General features: G+C 70.1%; 18 protein-coding genes. 11 read left to right on the top strand and 7 right to left on the bottom strand.

All coding sequences use genetic code 11. The features are described from left to right. Window positions 1–44 precede the first annotated feature (44 nt). The 6 genes from malG to ACXJLU_RS03610 form a co-directional block, all read right to left on the bottom strand. Window positions 45–935, bottom strand: a complete 891-nt coding sequence (gene malG / locus ACXJLU_RS03585; protein ID WP_457329105.1) for a maltose ABC transporter permease MalG — start codon at window positions 933–935, stop codon at window positions 45–47. 21 nt (window positions 936–956) lie between these two features. Then, on the bottom strand, window positions 957–2,486 hold the full coding sequence (malF, locus tag ACXJLU_RS03590; protein WP_457329106.1) for a maltose ABC transporter permease MalF: 1,530 nt from the start codon (window positions 2,484–2,486) through the stop codon (window positions 957–959). Window positions 2,487–2,508: 22 nt separating this feature from the next. Next, window positions 2,509–3,702, bottom strand: coding sequence for a maltose/maltodextrin ABC transporter substrate-binding protein MalE (malE, locus tag ACXJLU_RS03595; RefSeq protein ID WP_457329107.1), 1,194 nt, complete (start codon window positions 3,700–3,702; stop codon window positions 2,509–2,511). Beyond that, window positions 3,699–4,823: an ABC transporter ATP-binding protein gene (locus ACXJLU_RS03600; RefSeq protein ID WP_457329109.1), complete on the bottom strand. Its 1,125-nt coding sequence runs from the start codon at window positions 4,821–4,823 to the stop codon at window positions 3,699–3,701. Before ACXJLU_RS03600 ends, malE begins: the two co-directional genes overlap by 4 nt. Window positions 4,824–4,836: 13 nt before the next feature. Further along, window positions 4,837–6,546, bottom strand: a complete 1,710-nt coding sequence (locus tag ACXJLU_RS03605) for an alpha-glucosidase (RefSeq protein ID WP_457329110.1) — start codon at window positions 6,544–6,546, stop codon at window positions 4,837–4,839. Between the two features lie 209 nt (window positions 6,547–6,755). Continuing rightward, window positions 6,756–7,790: a substrate-binding domain-containing protein gene (locus ACXJLU_RS03610; RefSeq protein ID WP_457329111.1), complete on the bottom strand. Its 1,035-nt coding sequence runs from the start codon at window positions 7,788–7,790 to the stop codon at window positions 6,756–6,758. Window positions 7,791–7,865: 75 nt separating this feature from the next. Here ACXJLU_RS03610 and ACXJLU_RS03615 point away from each other — a divergent pair, with 75 nt between their 5' ends. Together ACXJLU_RS03615 and ACXJLU_RS03620 are read left to right on the top strand one after the other, a co-directional pair. After that, window positions 7,866–8,966 (top strand): protein kinase family protein, encoded by a 1,101-nt coding sequence (locus ACXJLU_RS03615; protein ID WP_457329112.1) that lies wholly within the window; start codon window positions 7,866–7,868, stop codon window positions 8,964–8,966. A gap of 172 nt (window positions 8,967–9,138) precedes the next feature. Then, on the top strand, window positions 9,139–10,215 hold the full coding sequence (locus ACXJLU_RS03620) for an alkene reductase (RefSeq protein WP_457329113.1): 1,077 nt from the start codon (window positions 9,139–9,141) through the stop codon (window positions 10,213–10,215). 7 nt (window positions 10,216–10,222) lie between these two features. Here ACXJLU_RS03620 and ACXJLU_RS03625 read toward each other — a convergent pair whose 3' ends face one another. Further along, window positions 10,223–10,942: a DUF1161 domain-containing protein gene (locus ACXJLU_RS03625; RefSeq protein ID WP_457329114.1), complete on the bottom strand. Its 720-nt coding sequence runs from the start codon at window positions 10,940–10,942 to the stop codon at window positions 10,223–10,225. Window positions 10,943–11,054: 112 nt separating this feature from the next. Between ACXJLU_RS03625 and ACXJLU_RS03630 the strand changes: the two genes are divergently transcribed. From ACXJLU_RS03630 to phnF, 9 genes are all read left to right on the top strand, one after another. Further along, a complete protein-coding gene (locus ACXJLU_RS03630; RefSeq protein WP_457329115.1) occupies window positions 11,055–11,795 on the top strand; it encodes a 5'-methylthioadenosine/adenosylhomocysteine nucleosidase in 741 nt (246 codons plus the stop codon). An 86-nt stretch (window positions 11,796–11,881) separates the two neighbouring features. Beyond that, window positions 11,882–12,907 carry a putative 2-aminoethylphosphonate ABC transporter substrate-binding protein gene (locus ACXJLU_RS03635; protein ID WP_457329116.1) on the top strand — a complete coding sequence of 342 codons (1,026 nt, stop codon included), beginning with the start codon at window positions 11,882–11,884 and terminating at the stop codon, window positions 12,905–12,907. Between the two features lie 7 nt (window positions 12,908–12,914). Beyond that, entirely contained in the window at window positions 12,915–13,466 is a 552-nt protein-coding gene (locus tag ACXJLU_RS03640; RefSeq protein WP_457329117.1) for a phosphonate degradation HD-domain oxygenase, read from the top strand. After that, window positions 13,463–14,605, top strand: a complete 1,143-nt coding sequence (locus ACXJLU_RS03645) for a putative 2-aminoethylphosphonate ABC transporter ATP-binding protein (RefSeq protein ID WP_457329118.1) — start codon at window positions 13,463–13,465, stop codon at window positions 14,603–14,605. Before ACXJLU_RS03640 ends, ACXJLU_RS03645 begins: the two co-directional genes overlap by 4 nt. Next, window positions 14,602–16,293: a putative 2-aminoethylphosphonate ABC transporter permease subunit gene (locus ACXJLU_RS03650; RefSeq protein WP_457329119.1), complete on the top strand. Its 1,692-nt coding sequence runs from the start codon at window positions 14,602–14,604 to the stop codon at window positions 16,291–16,293. The genes ACXJLU_RS03645 and ACXJLU_RS03650 overlap by 4 nt, the downstream gene beginning before the upstream one ends. A gap of 23 nt (window positions 16,294–16,316) precedes the next feature. After that, window positions 16,317–17,432 (top strand): 2-aminoethylphosphonate--pyruvate transaminase, encoded by a 1,116-nt coding sequence (locus ACXJLU_RS03655; protein WP_457329120.1) that lies wholly within the window; start codon window positions 16,317–16,319, stop codon window positions 17,430–17,432. A 12-nt stretch (window positions 17,433–17,444) separates the two neighbouring features. After that, window positions 17,445–18,287: a phosphonoacetaldehyde hydrolase gene (gene phnX, locus ACXJLU_RS03660; RefSeq protein ID WP_457329121.1), complete on the top strand. Its 843-nt coding sequence runs from the start codon at window positions 17,445–17,447 to the stop codon at window positions 18,285–18,287. Then, window positions 18,284–19,378 carry a TIGR03364 family FAD-dependent oxidoreductase gene (locus ACXJLU_RS03665; protein ID WP_457329122.1) on the top strand — a complete coding sequence of 365 codons (1,095 nt, stop codon included), beginning with the start codon at window positions 18,284–18,286 and terminating at the stop codon, window positions 19,376–19,378. The genes phnX and ACXJLU_RS03665 overlap by 4 nt, the downstream gene beginning before the upstream one ends. Beyond that, a complete protein-coding gene (gene phnF / locus ACXJLU_RS03670) occupies window positions 19,375–20,103 on the top strand; it encodes a phosphonate metabolism transcriptional regulator PhnF (protein WP_457329123.1) in 729 nt (242 codons plus the stop codon). The genes ACXJLU_RS03665 and phnF overlap by 4 nt, the downstream gene beginning before the upstream one ends. The last annotated feature ends 24 nt before the right edge of the window (window positions 20,104–20,127 follow it).

The following is a 20,127-nucleotide window of genomic DNA, read 5'->3' on the forward strand; positions in this document are numbered from 1 at the left end:
GGCTGCGAGGTCACTCCGAAAGGGGATCGACGGGAGCTTGCTTCTCAGCCCTTGATCCCCCCGGCGGTGAGCCCCGAGATCATCCATTTCTGCGCCAGGATGAACACGACCGTGATCGGCAGTCCGGAGAGGATGGCCGCCRCCGCGAAGTCGCCCCACAGGTATTTCTGGTCGTACAGGAACAGCTTGGACCCGACCGCCAGCGTCAGCTTGGCCTCTTCGTGCAGCAGGATCGACGCGACCGGGTACTCGATGATCGCGCCGATGAAGGCGAGCAGGAACACCACCATCAGGATCGGCACGGCCATCGGCAGCAGCACCAGCCGGAAGGCCTGCCAGGGCGTCGCGCCATCGACCTTGGCCGCCTCCTCGATCTCGACCGGGATCGTGTCGTAGTAGCCCTTGATCGTCCACACGTGCAGCGCGATGCCGCCGGAGTACGCGAGCAGCAGCGAGGCATGGCTGTCGATGCCGAAGAACGGGAACACGCTGCCGATGCGGTCGAAGATCGCGAAGATCGCCACCAGCGCGAGCACCGCCGGGAACATCTGCATCAGCATCAGCCCGCCGAGCGCGGCACGCTTGCCGCGGAACTTCATGCGCGCGAAGGCGTASGMSGCGGTGGTCGACAGCGTCAGCGTGATCGCCGCGGTGAGGCTCGCGACCTTGACCGAGTTCCACAGCCACAGCAGCACCGGGAAGTCSGGCTTCACCAGCCGCCCGTCGGGCGCGGTGTACGAGATGCCGAGCGCGAGCTTCCAGTGCTCGAAGCTGATGGTCTCGGGGATCAGGCTGCCGGCGGCGAAGTTRCCCGGGCGCAGCGAGATCGACAGGATCATCAGGAACGGAAAGATCACCAGCGCCACGAGCGCGATCAGGAACGCATGCGCGGCCAGCACGCGCCAGCGGTGGCTCTTGTCGAGGACGATGGCCATGGCTCGGGTTACCTCGCTTYGCTATCGGGATTCRTCGCGCGAGATCTTCGTGAACCGCATCTGCACCAGCGAGATCGCGGCCACCATCGCGAAGATCACCGTCGAGATCGCCGCGGCGAGCCCGAACTGCTGGCCCGAGTCCTGGAACGCGATGCGGTAGGTGTAGCTCACCAGCAGGTCGGTGGTGCCGGCCGGCACGCTCGTGTCCAGGAAGTCGGGGCGCCCGCCGGTGAGCAGGCTGATCAGCACGAAGTTGTTGAAGTTGAATGCGAAGGCCGAGATCAGCAGCGGCGTCAGCGGTTTCAATATCAACGGCAGCGTGATGCGCCAGAAGTTCGTCAGCGGCCCGGCACCCGCCACCGCCGACGCCTCGTACAGGTCGGCGGGGATCGCCTTGATCAGGCCCGAGCAGATCACCATCATGTACGGGTAGCCCAGCCACACGTTGACGATCAACAGCATCACCTTCGCGAGCGTCGGGTCCGAGAACCACGCGGGCTTGATGCCGAACAGCGCATCGAGGATCAGGTTGATCTCGCCGAAGTTGTTGTTGAACAGGCCCTTGAACACCAGGATCGAGATGAACCCCGGCACCGCATACGGCAGGAACAGCAGCGTGCGGTACAGGCCCTTGAAGCGCAGCGCATCCCAGTTGAAGAGGACAGCGAGGAACATGCCGAGCGCGGCACCGAAGAAGACGGTGAGGGCCGAGAACACCACCGTCCACACGAAGATGCGCACGAAGGGTTCGCGAAACGCCGTGTCGGTGAAGATGCGCTGGTAGTTCGYGAAGCCCACGCCGACCTGGAAGCCCGGCTGCAGGCGCTCGCCGGCCTCGGTCTCGTAGAAGCCGCTGGTCATGTTCGGGCGCAGCACCGCGTGGGTCTGCTGGTTCACGAGCGAACCGTCGGGGTTGCGCTGGTACAGCGGCTGCACCGCGCCGAACTGGCGCAGGCCGGTCATCACCAGCTTGTTCGGCGAGTCGGGCAGCAAGAGTGTCAGCACCTGCAGGTTCTTCTGCTTGGCGATGACGGTCTTCAGTTGCGCGGGTTCGGCCAGCGGGGCCTGGGCCGGATCCTGCGGCGCGAGCTTGACCTCCAGCGGCGTGGTCGTCGCGAGCGCGAGCCGCCCGCTGACCCAGGCCTTGCCGCTGTCGGCGTCCTCGAGCCTCAGCCTGAACTCCGCCCCGTCCTCGTGCAGCGTGAACGCGTAGCTCGCGCCGTCGCCGCCGTGGAAGGTCTCATCGAGGAAGTACTGCGTGGCCCGCGGGAACTCCAGCAGGTTGCGCGAGCTGTAGTTCGTGAACCCGATGGCCATCGTGTAGACCATCGGGAACACGACGAAGACGAGTGCGGCGGCGATGCCCGGGAACAGATACCGCCACGCATAGGTCTTGGCCGAGCTGTAGACCCACAGCGCGAGCGCGGTGATCGCGAGCATCGTCGCGGCCAGCAGGGTCTGCCCGGCCGCGTAGACCATCGCGACCACGTAGAGCGCCCCCACCAGCACGAGCGCCAGCAGGGCCGGGCCGGGGCGCAGCCGGTACGTCATCGTCTTGTCGATCTCGTGCCGACTACTTGGCCGTGATCCGCTTGGCCGCAGCGTCCAGCGCCTCCTTCGGCGCCTGGCGGCCTTCGGTCATGTTCTTCAGCGCCGACTCCATCGACGACCAGAAGCGCCCCATCTCCGGGTTGTTGGGCATCGGCGCGCCGTCTTGCGCGCTGGCCATCGTCGCCTGGATGTTCGCGTTGCTCTTCAGCTCGGCGAACAGCGCCTTGCTCGCCGGCGTGCCCAGCGGCACGTCGTCGTTGATCGTCTTCAGGCCCTTGGGCGCGAGCATGAAGTTCTCGATGAACTCCACCGCCACGTCGCGGTTCGGCGAGGCCTTGGAGATCATCGCGCCCAGCACGCCGACGAACGGCGCGGCCTTCTTGCCGTTCACCGACGGAATCTTGGCGACGCCGAAATCGATGTTCGCCTTTTTGAGGTTGTCCCACGACCACGGGCCGTTGATCATCATCGCGACCTTGCCCTGCGCCATGCCCGCCTCCATCTCGGCGTAGCCGGCGCCCTTGGTCATCACGCCGTCCTTCACGAGCTTGTTCAGCAACTCCGCGCCCTTCAAGGCCCCGGCGTTGTTGACGCCGGTGTCCGCCGGGTCGAAGTTGCCGTCGGCCTTCAGCTTGAACGGATAGCCGCCACCCGCGGCCAGCAGCGGCCACGTGAAGTAGGTGTTGTTGTAGTCCCAGAGGATGGCCTTCTTGCCGGAAGCAGACAGCTTCTTGTCGAGCGCGATCACCTCGTCGAAGGTCTTCGGCGGGGTCGGCACCAGCGCCTTGTTGTAGACCAGCGAGACCGCCTCGATCGACATCGGGTAGCCCCATTGCTTGCCGCCGACCGCGAAGGCCTTGACGGCCAGCGGGTCCAGGTCGGCCAGCACCTTCTTGCTCGGCGTCACCGGCTGCAGCAGSCCRCCGGCRATCCAYTCGCCGATGCGGTCGTGCGGCCAGATCCAGATGTCGGGGCCCTTGCCGGCGGCGGCCGCCTGCTGGAACTTGTTCGGGGCATCTTCCGGGTGCTCCACCACCACCTGCACGCCGGTCTTGGCGGTGAACTCCTCGCCGACCTTGGCCAGGCCGTTGTAGCCCTTGTCGCCGTTGATCCAGATCAGCAGCTTGCCGGGCTCGGCGGCCTGCGCGGCGGTGCCGGCCAGGGCCAGGACCGCGGCGCCGGCGAGCAGCTTCAGGTGATGTCGCTTGGTGTTCATGTCGTGTCTCCGGGTGGGGTTTGTTGTGGTGATGAAAAGAGCGTACGCCCCTGTTCGTCGAACAGGAAGCCGCGCTGCGGCGAGAAACTCAGGTACGCCGTGTCGCCGGTCTTCAGCGGGTTCTCGGGTGCCGTGCGGATCGTCATCGCCTCGGTGGCACCGGTCAAGGTCACGTGCAGGTAGGTGATGTCGCCCAGGTGCTCGGCGAGCTGCACGTGGGCGCGCAGCGCATCGGCGCTCGACTGCGTGCTGGCGTCGACGTGCTCCGGGCGCAGGCCCACGGTGACCTTGGCCCCCGGCGCCAGCGACGAGACATCCGCATCGACCGTCACGCTCGAGCCGTCGGCCAGCGCGATGCGCGCCAGCCCGGTGCTCACGCCGACAAGCGTGCCCTCGATGAAGTTCATCTTCGGCGAGCCGATGAAGCCGGCGACGAAGCGATTCACCGGCCGGTGGTAGAGCTCCATCGGCGTGCCGACCTGTTCGATGCGCCCGGCGTTCAGCACGACGATGCGGTGGGCCAGCGTCATCGCCTCCACCTGGTCGTGCGTCACGTAGATCATCGTGGTCTTGAGTTCCTGGTGCAGCCGCGACAGCTCCACGCGCATCTGCACGCGCAGCGCCGCGTCCAGGTTCGACAAGGGCTCGTCGAACAGGAACACGCCCGGCTTGCGCACGATCGCGCGGCCGATCGCCACGCGCTGGCGCTGCCCGCCCGACAGCGCCTTGGGCTTGCGCTCCAGCAGGTGCTCGATCTGCAGCACCTGGGCCGCGCGCTGCACCGCGGTGCGCATCTCGTCCTTCGAAAACCCGGCCAGCCGCAGCCCGAACGCCATGTTCTCGGCCACCGTCATGTGCGGGTACAGCGCGTAGCTCTGGAACACCATCGCGATGCCGCGCTTGGCCGGCGGCACGTCGTTGACCAGTTCGCCGCCGATGTAGAGCTCACCCGACGTGATGTCTTCGAGGCCGGCGATGCAGCGCAACAGCGTCGACTTGCCGCAGCCCGACGGGCCGACGAACACCAGGAACTCCCCGTCGCGCACCGCCAGGTCCACCCCCGGCAGGATCACCACGTCGTCGAACGCCTTGCGCAGCGACTTCAGTTGCAGGTCGGCCATCGTGGGCTTTCGGTCAGGCGGCGAGTTCGCCGAAATACAGGCCGTGCGCCGGCAGCGCGAAGCGCCGCCCGCTGCGGGTGCCCTGCAGCGCGGCATCGAGCTGCGTCGCGACGACGGTGCTCGCCGGCGCATCGAGGTCGACGCTGATCGGCTCGCCACCGAGGTTGAACACGCACAGCAGCGACGCGCCTTCGACGCCCGCTTCCGGCGAGCGGACGAACGCCAGCACCGGCTCCGGCGCATCGATGAAGCGGATGTCACCGCTGACCATCGCCGGCTGTTGCCGCCGCCAGGCCAGCAGCCGGCGCATGAAGTGCAAGGGCGAGGTCGCATCGCGCTCATTGACGTCGACCGCGCGCGCCGCATGCTCAGTCGGCACCGGCAGCCACGGCTGCACCGCGCGGCCCTGGCTGAAGCCGGCGTGCGGCTGCGAATGCACCCACGGCATCGGCGTGCGGCAGCCGTCGCGGCCCTTGAACTCCGGCCAGAACGCCAGGCCGTACGGATCCTGCACCTGCTCGAACGGGATCTCCGCCTCGGTCAACCCGAGCTCGTCACCCTGCCACCAGCAGACGCTGCCGCGCAGGCTCATCAGCATCGCGGTCACGACCTTCGCGTAGGCGAGTTCGGCAGCGGGGCCGCCCCAGCGCGTCAGCACGCGCGGCACGTCGTGGTTGCCGAACGACCAGCTGGCCCAGCCGTCGTGCATCTGCGCCTCGAGGTCCTCGACCTGCTGGCGGATGTAGGCGGCGCTGCGCTCGGCGGTCAGCAGGTTGAAGCTGTAGGCCATGTGCAGCTTGTCGCCGCCGCGGGTGTAGTCGGCCATGGTCTTCAGCGAATCGTCGTCGCCGATCTCGCCGAGGCTGGCCGCGCCGTGCGCGTCGAGCAGCCGCCGCACGCGCTGCAGGAACGCGAGGTTCTCCGGCTGCGTCTTGTCGTGCAGGTGGCGCTGCATGCCGTACGGATTGCTCTCGCCGACCGAGCGGGTGTCGCGCGATTCGGCCGGCGGGTTGTCGCGCAGCAGCTGGTCGTGGAAGTGGAAGATGCAGGCGTCGAAGCGGAAGCCGTCGACGCCGCGCTCCAGCCAGAAGCGGATGTCGGCCAGCAGCTGGTCCTGCACCTCGGGGCAATGGAAATTGAGATCGGGCTGGCTTGCGAGGAAGTTGTGCAGGTAGTACTGGCGCCGGCGCGAATCCCACTGCCAGGCCGAACCGCCGAACACGCTGAGCCAGTTGTTCGGCGGCGTGCCGTCGGGCCGCGGGTCGGCCCACACGTACCAATCGGCCTTCGGGTTGCGTCGGCTCGCGCGGCTCTCGCGGAACCAGTCGTGCTGGTCCGAGGTGTGCGACAGCACCTGGTCGATCATCAGCTTCAGGCCGAGCTCGTGGGTGCGTGCGATCAGGCGGTCGAAATCGGCCAGCGTGCCGAACAGCGGGTCGACGTCGCGGTAGTCGGCGATGTCGTAGCCGAAGTCCTTCATCGGCGAGCGGAAGAACGGCGAGACCCAGATCGCGTCGACGCCGAGGCTCGCGATGTACGGCAGCCGGTCGACGATGCCGGCGATGTCGCCGATGCCATCGCCGTTGTGGTCGGCGAAGCTGCGCGGGTAGACCTGGTAGATCACGGCACCACGCCACCAGGCGGCGGAATCGGCCGCCGGCCGGTGGGCGGAACGTGAGGGTGCGGCGGGTGCGTGGCGCGGTGCAGTGGCGAGGTCGGTCATGCGGATCGGGTTCAGGACGGCCGCATGAGCGTTGTAGTTTGACTACAAAGACGATGCTTCTGCAGGTTGGGCGCCACTTTATGCGGGCAACTGAATCGAGAAAGAGAGGGTTTACCCTCAAATTCAGCAGGCAAAACCCCAATGGAAACCGGCATTCCAATCCCGGCTGAACGACGGCTTGTCGGGCGGCTGTAGTCGCCGGCGACGCGCTACGTATCGCGAACGATCAACTCCAGCGGCAGCAGCACCGACTCTTCCCCATCGAGCACGATGCGCACCGCCGTCTCGCCCTTCACGACCGCGTTCTGCCGGATCGTCGTCAGCCCGGCCGCGCGGGCCGCCGCGATGTCGTCGAAGCCGACCGCGGCCACGAGCGTCGTCCCGGCCCAGTCGACGATCACGCTGCGCGCCGCCAGCGCCATGCGGTCGCTCATCGCGACCAGCGCGATGCGGCGGTACGGCGCCAGCCGCTCGCGCATCGCCTGCGCGGCTTGCGCCGCCGCGGCCTCGGGCTCGCTGTCGTCGACCGGCACCCAGACCACGCGCCGCTCGTCGAAGCCGTGCGCCCGTACCGCCTGCGCGTAGCCGCTCAGCCGCTCCGACGTGACGAACGGGCTGCGCGCCGGATCCGCGCCCAGCGCCCTCGCCCGCTCGGCATCGTCGAGCGGGAACGTGATCACCAGCACCGCATCGGGCCGCGCCGCCAGCGCATGGCCCATCGCGAGCGCCGCGCCCTGCCGGTCGTCGAGGCACACCGACGGCGTGCCCGGCACCTGCGTGTCGACCAGCACGATCGGCTTGTGCGCCGCCTGCACCTGCGGCACCACCTCGGGGCCGATCTCGGCGTGCACGATCAGCGCATCGGCGGTGGTCTGGAACGCGGCCTGCAGCAGCAACTGGCGGCCGAGCTTCGGGATCAGCTGCAGGCTCAGCCCGCGCAGGTCGAGCTGGCGCGTGACGCCGCGCAGGAAGTCGAGGCTCAGCTCATCGCCGAACGCATAGCGCAGGTCGTGGTGGAACACCACCGCCACCTCGCGCAGCTCGCGCCGGCGCAGCGCGCGCGCCATCATGTCGGGGCCGTAGTAGCCGAGCTCGCGCGAGCGGGTGAGGATCGATTCGCGCAGGTCCTTCGACAACTGCTCCGGCCGGTTGAACGCGTTCGAGACCGTCGTGCGGCTCACGCCCAGGCTCGCGGCCACATCGGCCAGCGTGAGTCGCGAACGTTCGGGAACAGGTTTCGACATCGGATCGGAGAAGCGGGCGGGCGGCTGACAGGGCGCGTTGACTATAGCGTTGCACCCGGCAGAATCCGGCCCGCCATGACCACGCTTCCTGACATCGAACATCAGCGGCGCCAGCGCCAGCTCGACTGGGTCGCGTCCGGCCGCGACCTCGTCGTCGGCGATGCGGCCGATTGCCCGCTGCCGCCCGACGACCTGATGCACCTCGACGCCCGCCACCCCGCAGTGCGTGAGCTGCACGACAGCGGCCTGACCGCCGAGGTGTTCCGCGTGCACGCCCGCGGCCGCGACTGGGCCGTCAAGCGCGCCCGCAGCATCTGCAAGGTGCAGGGCGTCGACGGCCAGACCTCGTTCCTCAACGAGGTGCAGCGCCGCTCCGAGATGGCCGCCCTGCCCGCGCTGCAACGCGCCGGCCTGAGCCCGACCGTCTACGCGTCGCTGAAGCAAGGCCTGATCGTGTCGCCGTGGATCGCCGGCAGCCGCGTGAACGACTGGGACGAAACCGGCCTGCGCCAGCTGTTCGACAGCGGCCTGGCGCTGCTGCGCGCCGGCTTCTTCGAATGGGATTTCTGCCCCGGCAACGTACTGCGCGACGACCGGCAGGCCTGGCTGTTCGACTACGGCTACCTGTATCGCTTCGACCCGCTGCGCCACTTCAACAGCGCCGGCACCGGCCTCAGCGCGCCGCAGCACCACCTGGCCGAGCGCATCGAATCGCGCCATGTGTTCGGCTGGCTGCTGCGGCTGGAGAACGAACACGGGGCGGATGCCGCGTTGCGCGCGTTCCAGATGGAGAAGTCGATCGCGCTGGAGGCCTACGAGCGCCTGCGCAGCACGCTGGCCGCCGATGGCGCCACGGCCACCGTGCTGCAGTGGCTGGACGGCCTCTGCGCCGAGTGGCGCACGGCGCTCGCCGGATCGCTGCCCGACCTGTACCTGCGCGAAGGCTGGCGCTCACATGCCACCGACCTCGACGACGACCTGAAGGGCCAGACCTGCACGCCGGCGACGCTGCAACGCGCCGACTGGCTGCTGGACGCGCTGCGCCTGCACCACCCGGCGCTGGCAGCGCAAGGCGTGTGGCCGGCCGCGGAGGCGGCGCTCGACCGGACTGGCTTGATCGCTCTCTACGAGCGGCGCCGCCAGCGGGCGGTCGAGTACCAGCTGCCCAGGCCCTGATCCGCACGCCGCATTTACCTCAGACAACCTCGGCATGCATCGTCTGCGCGAATGGCCTCTGCCTGAAAAGGCCTCCTGACAGCCCCCGACAGCCGGGGTCTGCCGGTCCTACGATGCCGACCTTTCCGGACAATTTCCGGATCAGTTCAGCCAGATCTCCAAGGACCGCCCCATGCTTCTCGAACCGACCACCCTCCGCACGCTGACGCTGCGCAACCGCGTCGTGATGTCGCCGATGACGCGCAACCGCGCGATCGAGGCCAACACGCCGAACGCGCTGATGGCCGACTACTACGCCCAGCGCGCCGGCGCCGGGCTGATCATCACCGAGGGCACCTCGCCGTCGCCGAACGGCCTCGGCTACATCCGCATGCCGGCCCTGTACAACGCCGCCCACGCGGCCGGCTGGAAGCTGGTGACCGATGCGGTGCACGCCAAGGGCGGCAAGATCGCGATCCAGCTGATGCACACCGGCCGGGTCTCGAGCACCATCAACATGCCGGCTGGCGCCGAAGTGCTCGCCCCGACCGCCACCGTGCTGCCCGGCGAGATCCACACCGACGCGAAAGGCATGCAGCCGCACGCCGCGCCGCGCGCGATGACGCAGGCCGACATCGACCACGCGGTCGCCGAGTTCGCGGCCTCGGCCCAGCTGGCGATCGAGGCCGGCTTCGACGCCGTCGAGCTGCACGGCGCGAACGGCTACCTGATCGAGCAGTTCCTGAACGGCAATGTCAACCACCGCACCGACGGCTACGGCGGCAGCGCGGCCGGCCGCAACCGCTTCGCGCTCGAAGTGGTGCGCGCCGTGGTCGCCCGCATCGGCGCCGGCAAGGTCGGCATCCGCGTGTCGCCGCACGGCGTGTTCAACGCGACCGGCCCGTTCGACGGCGTCGACGAGCAGTACGTCGCGTTCGTGAAGGAGCTGTCGGCCATCGGCCTGCTGTACGTGCACGAGCTCGACCACTCGGCCATGGGTGCCCCTCCCATTCCGGCGGCCACCAAGGCCGCGCTGCGCGAGGCCTTCAAGGGCCCGTTCATCCTGGCCGGCGGCTTCGACCGCGCAAGCGGCGAGAAGGTGCTGCAGGCCGGCCAGTCCGACCTGGTTGCCTTCGGCCGTCCGTTCATCTCGAACCCGGACCTGGTCGAGCGCATGAAGAAGGACGCGGCGCTGACCGCGCCGGACTTCTCGACCTTCTACACGGCGGGCGCCAAGGGCTACACCGACTACGCGGTGCTGGCGAGCTGAGCCCGGCTCAGAGCTTCGGACCGCGCGGCAACCCCGCCGCGTCGTAGCTCTGGCGGTGCGAGAACCAGGACCAGCCCCAGGCCCCCAGCGCCAGCAGGACGGCGGCCAGGGTCCAGGGCCAGTGCTCGACCAGCGCGTCGGTCGCTGTCGCGATGAGGCCTGGGCCGTCAGAAGACGGCTGCGGCGGTGGATCGCGCATCAGCGGCTCGTCGCGCGTGTCGGGCACCACTGGCGCCGCCACCGCGGGTGCCATCGCCACCGGGCTGGCCACGGGCTCCGGGAACTTCGGCGCCGCCGGCTTCACGGGCTCCGGCAACTTTGCGGCCACCGGTTTCGCCGGCTCGGGCCGGGACGCCGCAGCGGCCGGCGCGGACGCACGCGCCGCCACCCGCGGGGCCGCTGCGACGGCACTGGCCGGACTCGCCGCGCTTGCGATACCCGCTGCGCTGTCCGCATTCGCCGCCTGCGGGGTCAGCCCGCGCCGGTAGTGAAGGATCTTGAACGCACCGCCGTCGCAGGTGCCGACCACCTTGGCGCCCGGCGGCACCGGCGTCGAGGCGGCCGCGATGACCAGCGTGCCGAGCGCCTCGGGCGGGATGCGCGTGGCGACCGTGTCCTTGAACTGTTCGCAGGCCGGTGACTGCGCCAGCGCCGGTGCCGCCGCCCCCCCGAGGGTGGCGCCCAGCAGCCATGGCGCCAGACGGCGCCCGAAAGATGAAAACGTCAATGCGTGTGCCTCATGAGTGGTTCGACTGCTCTTCCCAGTGAGCGCAATGGCGACGGAGGTTACGCCATGTCCGGCGCATCGTGAATCCGGGCTTCACAGGCATCATGTGAAGATGTCACGCATCGCGATCGTCAGCGCCATGGCGCAGGAGCTGCACGGCTTGCAGCACGGGTTGTCCGGGGCACGCTGCGTGCAGCGGGCCGGGCGCGAGTTCTGGACCGGCCGGCTCGGCGCGCACGACGCGGTGCTGGTGCTGTCGCGCATCGGCAAGGTGGCGGCCGCCACGACGGTGACGCTGCTGCTGGCCGAGTTCGGCGTCGAGCGCGTGCTGTTCACCGGCGTGGCCGGCGGGCTCGGGCCGGCGCGCGTCGGCGACATCGTGGTGGCCGACGCGCTGCTGCAGCACGACATGGATGCATCACCGCTGTTCCCGCGCCACGAGGTGCCCCTGTACGGGCTGTCGCACTTCGAGGCGGATGCGGCGCTGTCGGCCGAGGTGCGAGCGGCCGCCACATCGGTGCTGGCCCATTTGCAACGCGCCCACCTGGATGACTTCGGCGTGCGCGATCCGCAGCTGCGGCGCGGGCTGATCCTCAGCGGCGACCGCTTCGTCAGCAGTGCGGGCGAGAGCCGGCGGTTGCAGGCGTACTTCCCGGACGCGCTGGCGGTCGAGATGGAGGGCGCCGCCGTGGCCCAGGTGTGCCACGACTTCGGCGTGCCGTTCGCGGTGCTGCGCACGATCTCCGACCGGGCCGACGATGCGGCGCACGTGGACTTCAACCGCTTCATCGCCGAGGTCGCGAGCGGCTACACGCGGGCGATCGTGACGGCACTGCTCGCCCAGCCGCGCTGAGCCTGCCGCCCCGAAGTCATCTAGACGTCACGACGACGTCACATGCGGTTCCTAGAGTGGCCCTCGTTGTCCACCCCGGAGTTCCCATGCACGCTCGCCGCTTCGCCCCCTCGCTGGCCGCGCTGGCCCTGCTCGCCGCAGGCCTGGCCCATGCCGCCGACACCACGCTGACCGTCTACACCGCCCTCGAGGCCGACCAGATCAAGGCCTACCAGGCGCAGTTCGAGGCCGACACGCCCGGCGTCAAGATCAAGTGGGTGCGCGATTCCACCGGCATCATCACCGCCCGGCTGCTGGCCGAGAAGGCCGCGCCGCAGGCCGACGTGGTGATGGGCGTCGCCGCCAGCTCGCTGCTGGTGCTCGAGAAGGAAGGCATGCTGCAGCCCTACGCGCCCAAGGGCGTCGAGAAGCTCAGCAAGGTCTACGTCGACGATGCCAAGGTGCCCAGCTGGGTCGGCATGGACGTGTGGGGCGCGGCGATCTGCTTCAACACCGTCGAGGCCGCCAAGATCGGCCTGAAGAAGCCCGAGACCTGGAAGGACCTGCTGAAGCCCGAGTACCGCGGCAAGGTCGTGATGCCGAACCCGGCCTCCAGCGGCACCGGCTACTTCGACGTGACGGCCTGGCTCAAGATGTATGGCGAGAAGGACGGCTGGGCCTACATGGACCGGCTGCACGACAACATCGCGCAGTACACCCACTCCGGCTCCAAGCCCTGCAAGCAGGCGGCGGCCGGCGAGTTCCCGATCGGCATCGCGTTCGAGTACCGCGCTGCCAAGCTGAAGGAAGAAGGCGCGCCGATCGACCTGGTGTTCCCGAAGGACGGCCTGGGCTGGGACGTCGAGGCCACCGCGGTGATGCAGGGCACGAAGAACCTGGACGCCGCACGCAAGCTCGCCGACTGGTCGGCCTCGAAGGGCGCCAACGAGCTGTACGAGAAGAACTTCGCGATCGTCGCCTACCCGGGCGTCGCGAAGCCCAACCCGCTGATCCCGGCCAACTACGAGCAGCTGCTGATCCAGCAGGACCTGAAGTGGTCGGCCGCGAACCGCGAGCGCATCCTCGCCGAATGGACGCGCCGCTACGACGGCAAGTCCGAACCGAAGAAGTGACCTGCGTGTGTTGACTCCCGCCGCGATCGAAGCGCTGTTCGCCCGCGAAGGCTCGTCGCTGTACGGCGGCGAGGCCATCAGCCAGGCCGAGCACGCGCTGCAGTGCGCCTGGGCCGCCGAGCAGCAGGGCGACGACGACGCGCTTATCGTCGCCTGCCTGCTGCACGACCTCGGCCACCTGCTGAGCGCGCAGCGCGACGACGCGCTCGCCAGCGGCATCGACGACCTGCACCAGCACAAGGTGCTGCCCTTCCTGCGGCCGTGGCTGCCGGCCGACGTGGTCGAGCCGATCGGGCTGCACGTGGAGGCCAAGCGCTACCTGTGCGCGGTCGAGCCGGGGTACGAGGACGCGCTGTCCGACGCGTCGCGCCACAGCCTCGCGCTGCAGGGCGGCGTGATGAGCCCGCGCGCGGTCGCCACATTCGAGAGTCATCGGCAGGCGGAGCGCGCGATCCGGCTGCGCCGCCATGACGACGCCGCCAAGGTGGTCGGGCTCGCGACGCCGCCGATCACGCACTTCCTTCCGCGCGTCGCGGCGCTGCTGCGGGTTCGCGCATGAAGCCGCAGAACTTCAATGTCGGCGCGGCGCTGGCGGAAGCGAGCTCCCCCACCAGCACGGACCCCCGCGACGACGCCGGCTGGCTGCGCGTCGACGGCATCGGCAAGCGCTTCGGCCACTTCACCGCGCTCGAGCGCATCGACCTCGCGGTGCGCCGCGGCGAGTTCCTCTGCCTGCTGGGGCCGTCGGGCTGCGGCAAGACGACGTTGCTGCGCATCCTCGCCGGCCTGGAGCCGCAGGACGCCGGCACGCTGTGGCTCGACGGCCGCGACATCGGCCGGCTGCCGCCGGCGGCGCGCCACTACGGCATCGTGTTCCAGTCGTACGCGCTGTTCCCTAACCTCGACGTCGCGGCCAACATCGGCTATGGCCTGCGCACCGACCGCGCCGCCCGTGCACGCCGCGTGCAGGAGCTGCTCGACCTGGTGGGGCTGGCCGGCGTCGCGGCGCGCTACCCGGCCCAGCTGTCGGGCGGCCAGCAGCAGCGGGTCGCGCTGGCCCGCGCGCTCGCCACTTCGCCCAGCCTGCTGCTGCTCGACGAGCCGCTGTCGGCGCTCGATGCCCAGGTGCGCGAGCACCTGCGCCGCGAGTTGCGCAGCCTGCAGCGCAAGCTCGGCGTCACCACCGTGATGGTCACGCACGACCAGGAAGAAGCGCTCGCGCTGGCCGACACCATCGCGGTGATGAACCACGGCCGCATCGAGCAGGTCGGCACGCCCGAGCAGGTGTACCGCCAGCCGGCCAGCCGCTTCGTCGCCGATTTCGTCGGCCGCGCCAACTGGCTGCCGGTGCAGCGCGACGCGCAGGGCGCGTTCCAGCTCGGCGGCGTGCGCATCGCCTGCGTCGACACGATCGCGTCCGGGCTGTCGAGCGCGACGCTGTTCTGCCGGCCCGAAGACGTGCGCGTGCAGCCGCACTGGGCACCCGGCGCGAACACGCTGATGGCCAGCGTCGACCGCGTCGACTTCATGGGCGGCGTGCGGCGCGCCACGCTGTCGCTGTGCGCCGCGCGAGAAGTTGAAATCCTCGCCGACGTGAGCCCGAACGACGCCGGCTTCGATGCGCTGGTGCCGGGCCAGCGCGTGCCGGTGACGCTGCAGGCCGAGCGGCTGCGGCTGTTCGAGAACGCATCGCCGTGAGCACGCTGGCCTGGAGCGCACCGCGCCTGCAGCGCAGCGCCGACGAGCATGTGGCGGCTCTGCTGGTGTGGCTGCTGGCCGGCGTGTTCGTGCTGTTCCTGGCCGCGCCGCTGACCGCGATCCTCGTGAAGGCGGTGCAGGCGCGCGATGGCAGCTTCACCGGCCTCGCGCAGCTGCGGGCCCTGCTCGGCGAGGCGCGGCTGCGCAGCGCGCTGTCGAACAGCGTGTGGATCGCGCTTGCCACCACCGCGATCGTGCTGCCGCTCGCATTGGCGTTCGCGTTTGCGCTGACGCGCTCGCGGCTGTGGGGGCGGCCGGTGTGGCGGCTGGTCGCGCTGTCGCCGCTGCTCGCACCGTCGCTGATGCCGGCGATCTCGCTGGTCTACCTGTTCGGCAACCAGGGGCTGCTGAAGTCGTGGCTGGGCGGCGCGTCGATCTACGGCCCGATCGGCATCGTGATGGGCGAGGTCTTCTACACCTTTCCACATGCACTGCTGGTGCTGGCGACCGCGCTCGCGGTGGCCGATGCGCGGCTGTACGAGGCGGCCGAATCGCTCGGCGCCGGCAAGCTGCGGCGCTTCCTGACGATCACGCTGCCTAACGCGCGCTACGGGCTCGCGTCAGCCGGCATGGTGGTGTTCACGCTGGTCGTCACCGATTTCGGCGTGCCGAAGGTGATTGGCGGCCAGACCCAGGTGCTGGCGCTCGAAGCCTACAAGCAGGTGATCGGCCAGCAGGATTTCGGCAAGGGCGCGGTGATCGGGCTGATCCTGCTGCTGCCGGCGCTGCTGAGCTTCGCGGTCGAGCGCCGGCTGGCGCGCCGCCACGGCGCGGCGATGGGCGGGCGCTCGGTCGCGTACCGGCCAGGGCGCAACCGCGTGCGCGACGGCGCGCTCGGTGCCGTGTGCGCTGCCGTCTCGCTGTTCCTGCTGGCGCTGCTGGGCACCGCGATCGCCGCGTCGCTGATCCAGCTGTGGCCGTACAAGCTCGTGCCGACGCTCGCGCACTTCGACTTCGACCACGTCGACGGCGGCGGCTGGGGCGCGTTCCGCAACAGCCTCGTGGTGGCGACGCTGACCGCGGCGGCCGGCACGCTGCTGGTCTTCACGACCGCCTACCTGACGCTGAGGACGCCAGCGCCGCGCGCGCCGGCCGCGCTGATCCGCGCGCTGGTGCTGCTGCCGATGGCGGTGCCCGGCCTGGTGCTCGGGCTCGGCTACATCTTCTTCTTCAACGCGCCCGGCAACCCGCTGCATGCGCTGTACGGCAGCCTCGCGATCCTGGTCGCGGCCGGCGTCGCCCACTTCTACACGACCGCGCACCTGACGATGGTGACCGCGCTGCGCCAGATCGACGGCGAGATCGAGGCCGTCGCACGCAGCCTGAAGCGCGCGTGGTGGACGGCCTGCCTGCGCGTGACGCTGCCGATCAGCCTGCCCGCGCTGCTCGACGTCGCGCGCTACCTGTTCGTCTCCAGCATGACGACGGTCAGCGCGGTGGTGTTTCTGTACACGCCCGACACCACGCTCGCGTCGATCGCGGTGCTGGGCATGGACGACGCCGGCGACACCGCGGCCGCCGCCGCGATGGCCACGCTGATCGTCGCCAGCTCGCTCGCCGCCACGCTGCTGATCAACGCGCTCGCGGCCTGGCTCGGGCAGCGGTCGCAGGCCTGGCGCCAGCCCTGATCCCGGTCCTTCTTCCTTCCTGGATGCTTTCGATGCGCGAACCCTTGTTGTTGACCCCCGGCCCGCTGACCACCAGCCTGGCCACCAAGATGGCGATGCTGATCGACTGGGGCTCGTGGGACGGCCGCTTCAACGCGCTGACGGCCGACGTGTGCCGCCGGCTGCTGGCGGTGATTGACGGCCAGGACGAGTTCGTCTGCGTGCCGCTGCAAGGCTCCGGCACCTTTGCCGTCGAAGCCGCGATCGGCACGCTGCTGCCGCGCGACGGCAGGCTGCTGGTGCTGGTGAACGGCGCCTACGGCCAGCGCATGGCGCGGCTGACCGCGGTGATGGGCCGCGCGGTGCAGGTGCTCGACTTCGGCGAGGCGGCCGCGGTCGACCCGGCGCGCGTGGCCGATGCGCTCGCCGCCGATGCCGCCATCACCCACGTCGGCGTGATCCATTGCGAGACCAGCACCGGCATCCTGAACCCGCTGCAGGCGATCGCCGACGTGGTCGAGCGCGCCGGCCGGCGCCTCATCATCGATGCGATGAGCGGCTTCGGCGCGCTGCCGCTGTCGGCCCGCACGCTGCGCTTCGACGCGGTGATCGCCAGCAGCAACAAGTGCCTCGAAGGCGTTCCCGGCCTGGGCTACGTGCTGGTGCGCGAGCGCGCGCTGGCGCAGGCCGAGGGCCGCGCGCATTCGCTGTCGCTCGACCTGCACGACCAGTGGCGCTACCTGCAGAAGACCGGGCAATGGCGCTACACGCCGCCGACCCACGTGCTCGCCGCGCTGGCCGCAGCGCTGGACCAATACGACGCCGAGGGCGGCCAGCCGGCGCGCCTCGCGCGCTACCGCGACAACTGCGACGCGCTGCTCGCCGGGCTCGCGCGGCTCGGGCTGCGCAGCTTCCTGCCGGCCGCGATCCAGGCGCCGATCATCGTCACGGTGCATGCGCCCGCCGGACCGGGCTGGAACTTTGCGGCCTTCTACGAACGCGTGAAGGCACGCGGCGTCGTGCTGTACCCCGGCAAGCTGACGGCGGTCGAGACCTTCCGCGTTGGCTGCATCGGTGCGATCGGCCGCGCCGAGATCGGGCAGGCGGTCGATGCGATCGGCCATGCGCTCGACGAGATGGGTTTTCAACTTCCCCACTGAACTCGCACTGACATGATCCAGGCACCGTACCGCCACACCCGCCGCTACCAGGGCCCGCTGCAGGCCGTCATCTTCGACTGGGCCGGCACGCTGGTCGACCACGGCTCGTTCGCGCCGACCCAGGTGCTGATCGACGCCTTCGCCGGCTTCGGCATCGAGATCACGCTGGCCGAAGCGCGCGTGCCGATGGGCCTTGCGAAGTGGGACCACATCCAGGCGCTCGGCCGGCAGCCCGGCGTCGCCGCGCGCTGGCAGGCGCGTTTCGGCCATTCGATGGAGCGCGACGATGTCGACGCGCTGTACGCCGCCTTCATGCCGCTGCAGGTCGAGCGGGTCGCGCAGTACTCGACGCTGATCCCCGGCGCGCTGGACGTCGTCACCGCGTTGCGCGCCCGCGGCCTGAAGCTCGGCTCGTGCTCCGGCTACCCGCGCGTCGTGATGGACCGGCTGCTGCCGCACGCCGCCGCGCAGGGGCTGAAGATGGACCATGCGGTCGCGACCGACGACCTGAAGCCGGGCGGCCGGCCTGGCCCGTGGATGGCGCTGGCCAACGTGATCGAACTCGGCATCGGCGAGCTCGCCGCGTGCGTGAAGGTCGACGACACGGTGCCGGGCATCGAGGAAGGCCTGGCGGCCGGCATGTGGACGGTCGGGCTGTCGCTGTCGGGCAACGAGGCCGGCCTGACGCTGGCGGAACTGGAAGCGTCGACGCCCGAGGCCTTGCAGGCCCACCGCGGGCGGGCGGCGACGAAGCTCGCGCAATCGGGCGCGCACCACGTGATCGACAGCATCGCCGAGCTGCCAGGCGTGCTCGCGCAGATCGAGGCGCAGCTCGCGCGCGGCGAGAAACCGTGAACGCCAGGCGGCTTGCGATCGTCGGCGCGGGCGTCGTCGGCCTGGCGCACGCCTGGGCCGCCGCGCGGCAAGGCTGGCAGGTCCGCGTGTTCGAGCGCGACGCGTGGGCGGTCGGTGCCTCGGTGCGCAACTTCGGCCTCGGCCTGGTGGTCGGCCAGCCGGCCGGCGAGATGCTCGACCTGGCGCGGCGCAGCCGGGCGCTGTGGCTTGAATTGCTGCCGGAGATCGGCACCTGGCACCGGCCCGGAGGCAGCCTGACGGTGGCCCGCAACGCCGAGGAATGGGCGCTGCTGCAGTCCTTCCACGCGTTGAAGGGCGGCGAGTACGGCACGCAATTGCGGACGGCAGCGCAACTGGCGGATCACCCGCTGAACGGCATCGGCGCGCTGTCGAGCCCGCAAGAGATCGCGTTCGAGGCCCGCGAGGCGATCCCGGCGCTGGCGCAATGGCTCTCCGAACGGCATGGCGTCGAGTTCCACTACAGGACGCAGGTGCATGCGATCACGCTGCCGCGGATCGAGACCTCGCGCGGGCGCTTCGACGCCGACCGCGCCATCGTCTGCAGCGGATCGGACTTCCTGACGCTGTACCCGGACGCCTTCGCGCCGCTCCTGCTGCAGCGCTGCGCGTTGCAGATGCTGCGACTCGCGAACCCGGGGCCGCGCTACGGCAGCGCGCTGCTGACCGGCCTGTCGTGCCTGCACTACCCGTCGTTCGCCGACGTCCCCGGGATCGACGCGCTGCGCAGCCGGGTGCAGCGCGACACGCCCGAACTGATCGACCACGGCATCCACTTGATCGTGCAGCAGCTGGGCGAGGCCGGCGAGCTGGTGGTCGGCGATTCGCATCGCTACGGCGGCACCGTCGAGCCCTTCCACGACGAGCGCATCGACGAACTGCTGCTGGCGCTCGCCGGCGACCTGCTCGGGCGGCCACTGCGCGTGCTGCAGCGCTGGCACGGCGTGTACGCGAGCGGGCCGCGGCCGTTCGAGGTGCTGAACCCGGCGCCGGGCGTGCAGGCGGTGGCGATCACCGCCGGCGTCGGCATGAGCATTGCGCCAGCGCTGGCGGAACGGGTGATCGCGGCATGAGCGTCGCGATGCCGTTGACCCGCACCCCAGGCGTCTCGATCTGGCTGCAGATCGAGAAGGCGCTCGCCGACGACATCCTCGGCGGCCGCGTGACCGGCCGCCTGGCCAATGAGCTGGAGCTGGCCGGCCGCTTCGGCGTCAACCGCCACACCGTGCGCCAGGCCGTGAAGGCGCTGGCCGAGCGCGGGCTGGTCGAGGTGCTGCACGGCCGCGGCACCTTCGTGCGCGAGGAGGCCATCGACTACGCGCTCGGCCGCCGCAGCCGCTTCGCGCACAGCCTCGCGAAGGCGCGGCGGGTCGGCGCGAGCCGGTTGACGCACGACGCCGAGCGGGTGCCCGAGCCCGAGGTGCTGGCGCTGCTGGAGCTGCCGGCCGGCAGCCGCGTGGTGCAGGTCGATTCGCTGGACGTGGTCGACGACAAGGTGGTCGGCGTCTGCACGCAGTATTTCCCGCTGCCGCGCTTCGCCGGCATCGCGCAGGTTTACCGCGAACTCGGCAAGACGCACCTGGCGCTGGCGCGGCTGGGCGTCGAGACCTTCGAGCGGCGCCTCGGCCGCGTGACCGCGAAGCTGCCGGAAAGGGCGGTGGCGCGCCAGTTGAAGCAGCCGACGGCGACGCCGATCCTCTACGTCGAGAGCGTCTATGTCGACGCGGCGGGCCGGCCGATCGAGTACGGCATCTCCCGGTTCAACAGCGCGATGGTGCAGGTGCTCGTCGAGCCTTGAGGCCATCGGCGTGACGTATGGCAC

This window comes from Rhizobacter sp. P5_C2, assembly GCF_054049715.1.

Coding starts and splice junctions, on each gene's coding strand:
- ACXJLU_RS03600 (WP_457329109.1), bottom strand. CDS start 4,823: ATGGCCGACCTGCAACTGAAGTCGCTGCGCAAGGCGTTCGACGACGTG.
- ACXJLU_RS03605 (WP_457329110.1), bottom strand. CDS start 6,546: ATGACCGACCTCGCCACTGCACCGCGCCACGCACCCGCCGCACCCTCA.
- ACXJLU_RS03610 (WP_457329111.1), bottom strand. CDS start 7,790: ATGTCGAAACCTGTTCCCGAACGTTCGCGACTCACGCTGGCCGATGTG.
- ACXJLU_RS03615 (WP_457329112.1), top strand. CDS start 7,866: ATGACCACGCTTCCTGACATCGAACATCAGCGGCGCCAGCGCCAGCTC.
- ACXJLU_RS03620 (WP_457329113.1), top strand. CDS start 9,139: ATGCTTCTCGAACCGACCACCCTCCGCACGCTGACGCTGCGCAACCGC.
- ACXJLU_RS03630 (WP_457329115.1), top strand. CDS start 11,055: ATGTCACGCATCGCGATCGTCAGCGCCATGGCGCAGGAGCTGCACGGC.
- ACXJLU_RS03635 (WP_457329116.1), top strand. CDS start 11,882: ATGCACGCTCGCCGCTTCGCCCCCTCGCTGGCCGCGCTGGCCCTGCTC.
- ACXJLU_RS03645 (WP_457329118.1), top strand. CDS start 13,463: ATGAAGCCGCAGAACTTCAATGTCGGCGCGGCGCTGGCGGAAGCGAGC.
- ACXJLU_RS03655 (WP_457329120.1), top strand. CDS start 16,317: ATGCTTTCGATGCGCGAACCCTTGTTGTTGACCCCCGGCCCGCTGACC.
- phnX (WP_457329121.1), top strand. CDS start 17,445: ATGATCCAGGCACCGTACCGCCACACCCGCCGCTACCAGGGCCCGCTG.
- phnF (WP_457329123.1), top strand. CDS start 19,375: ATGAGCGTCGCGATGCCGTTGACCCGCACCCCAGGCGTCTCGATCTGG.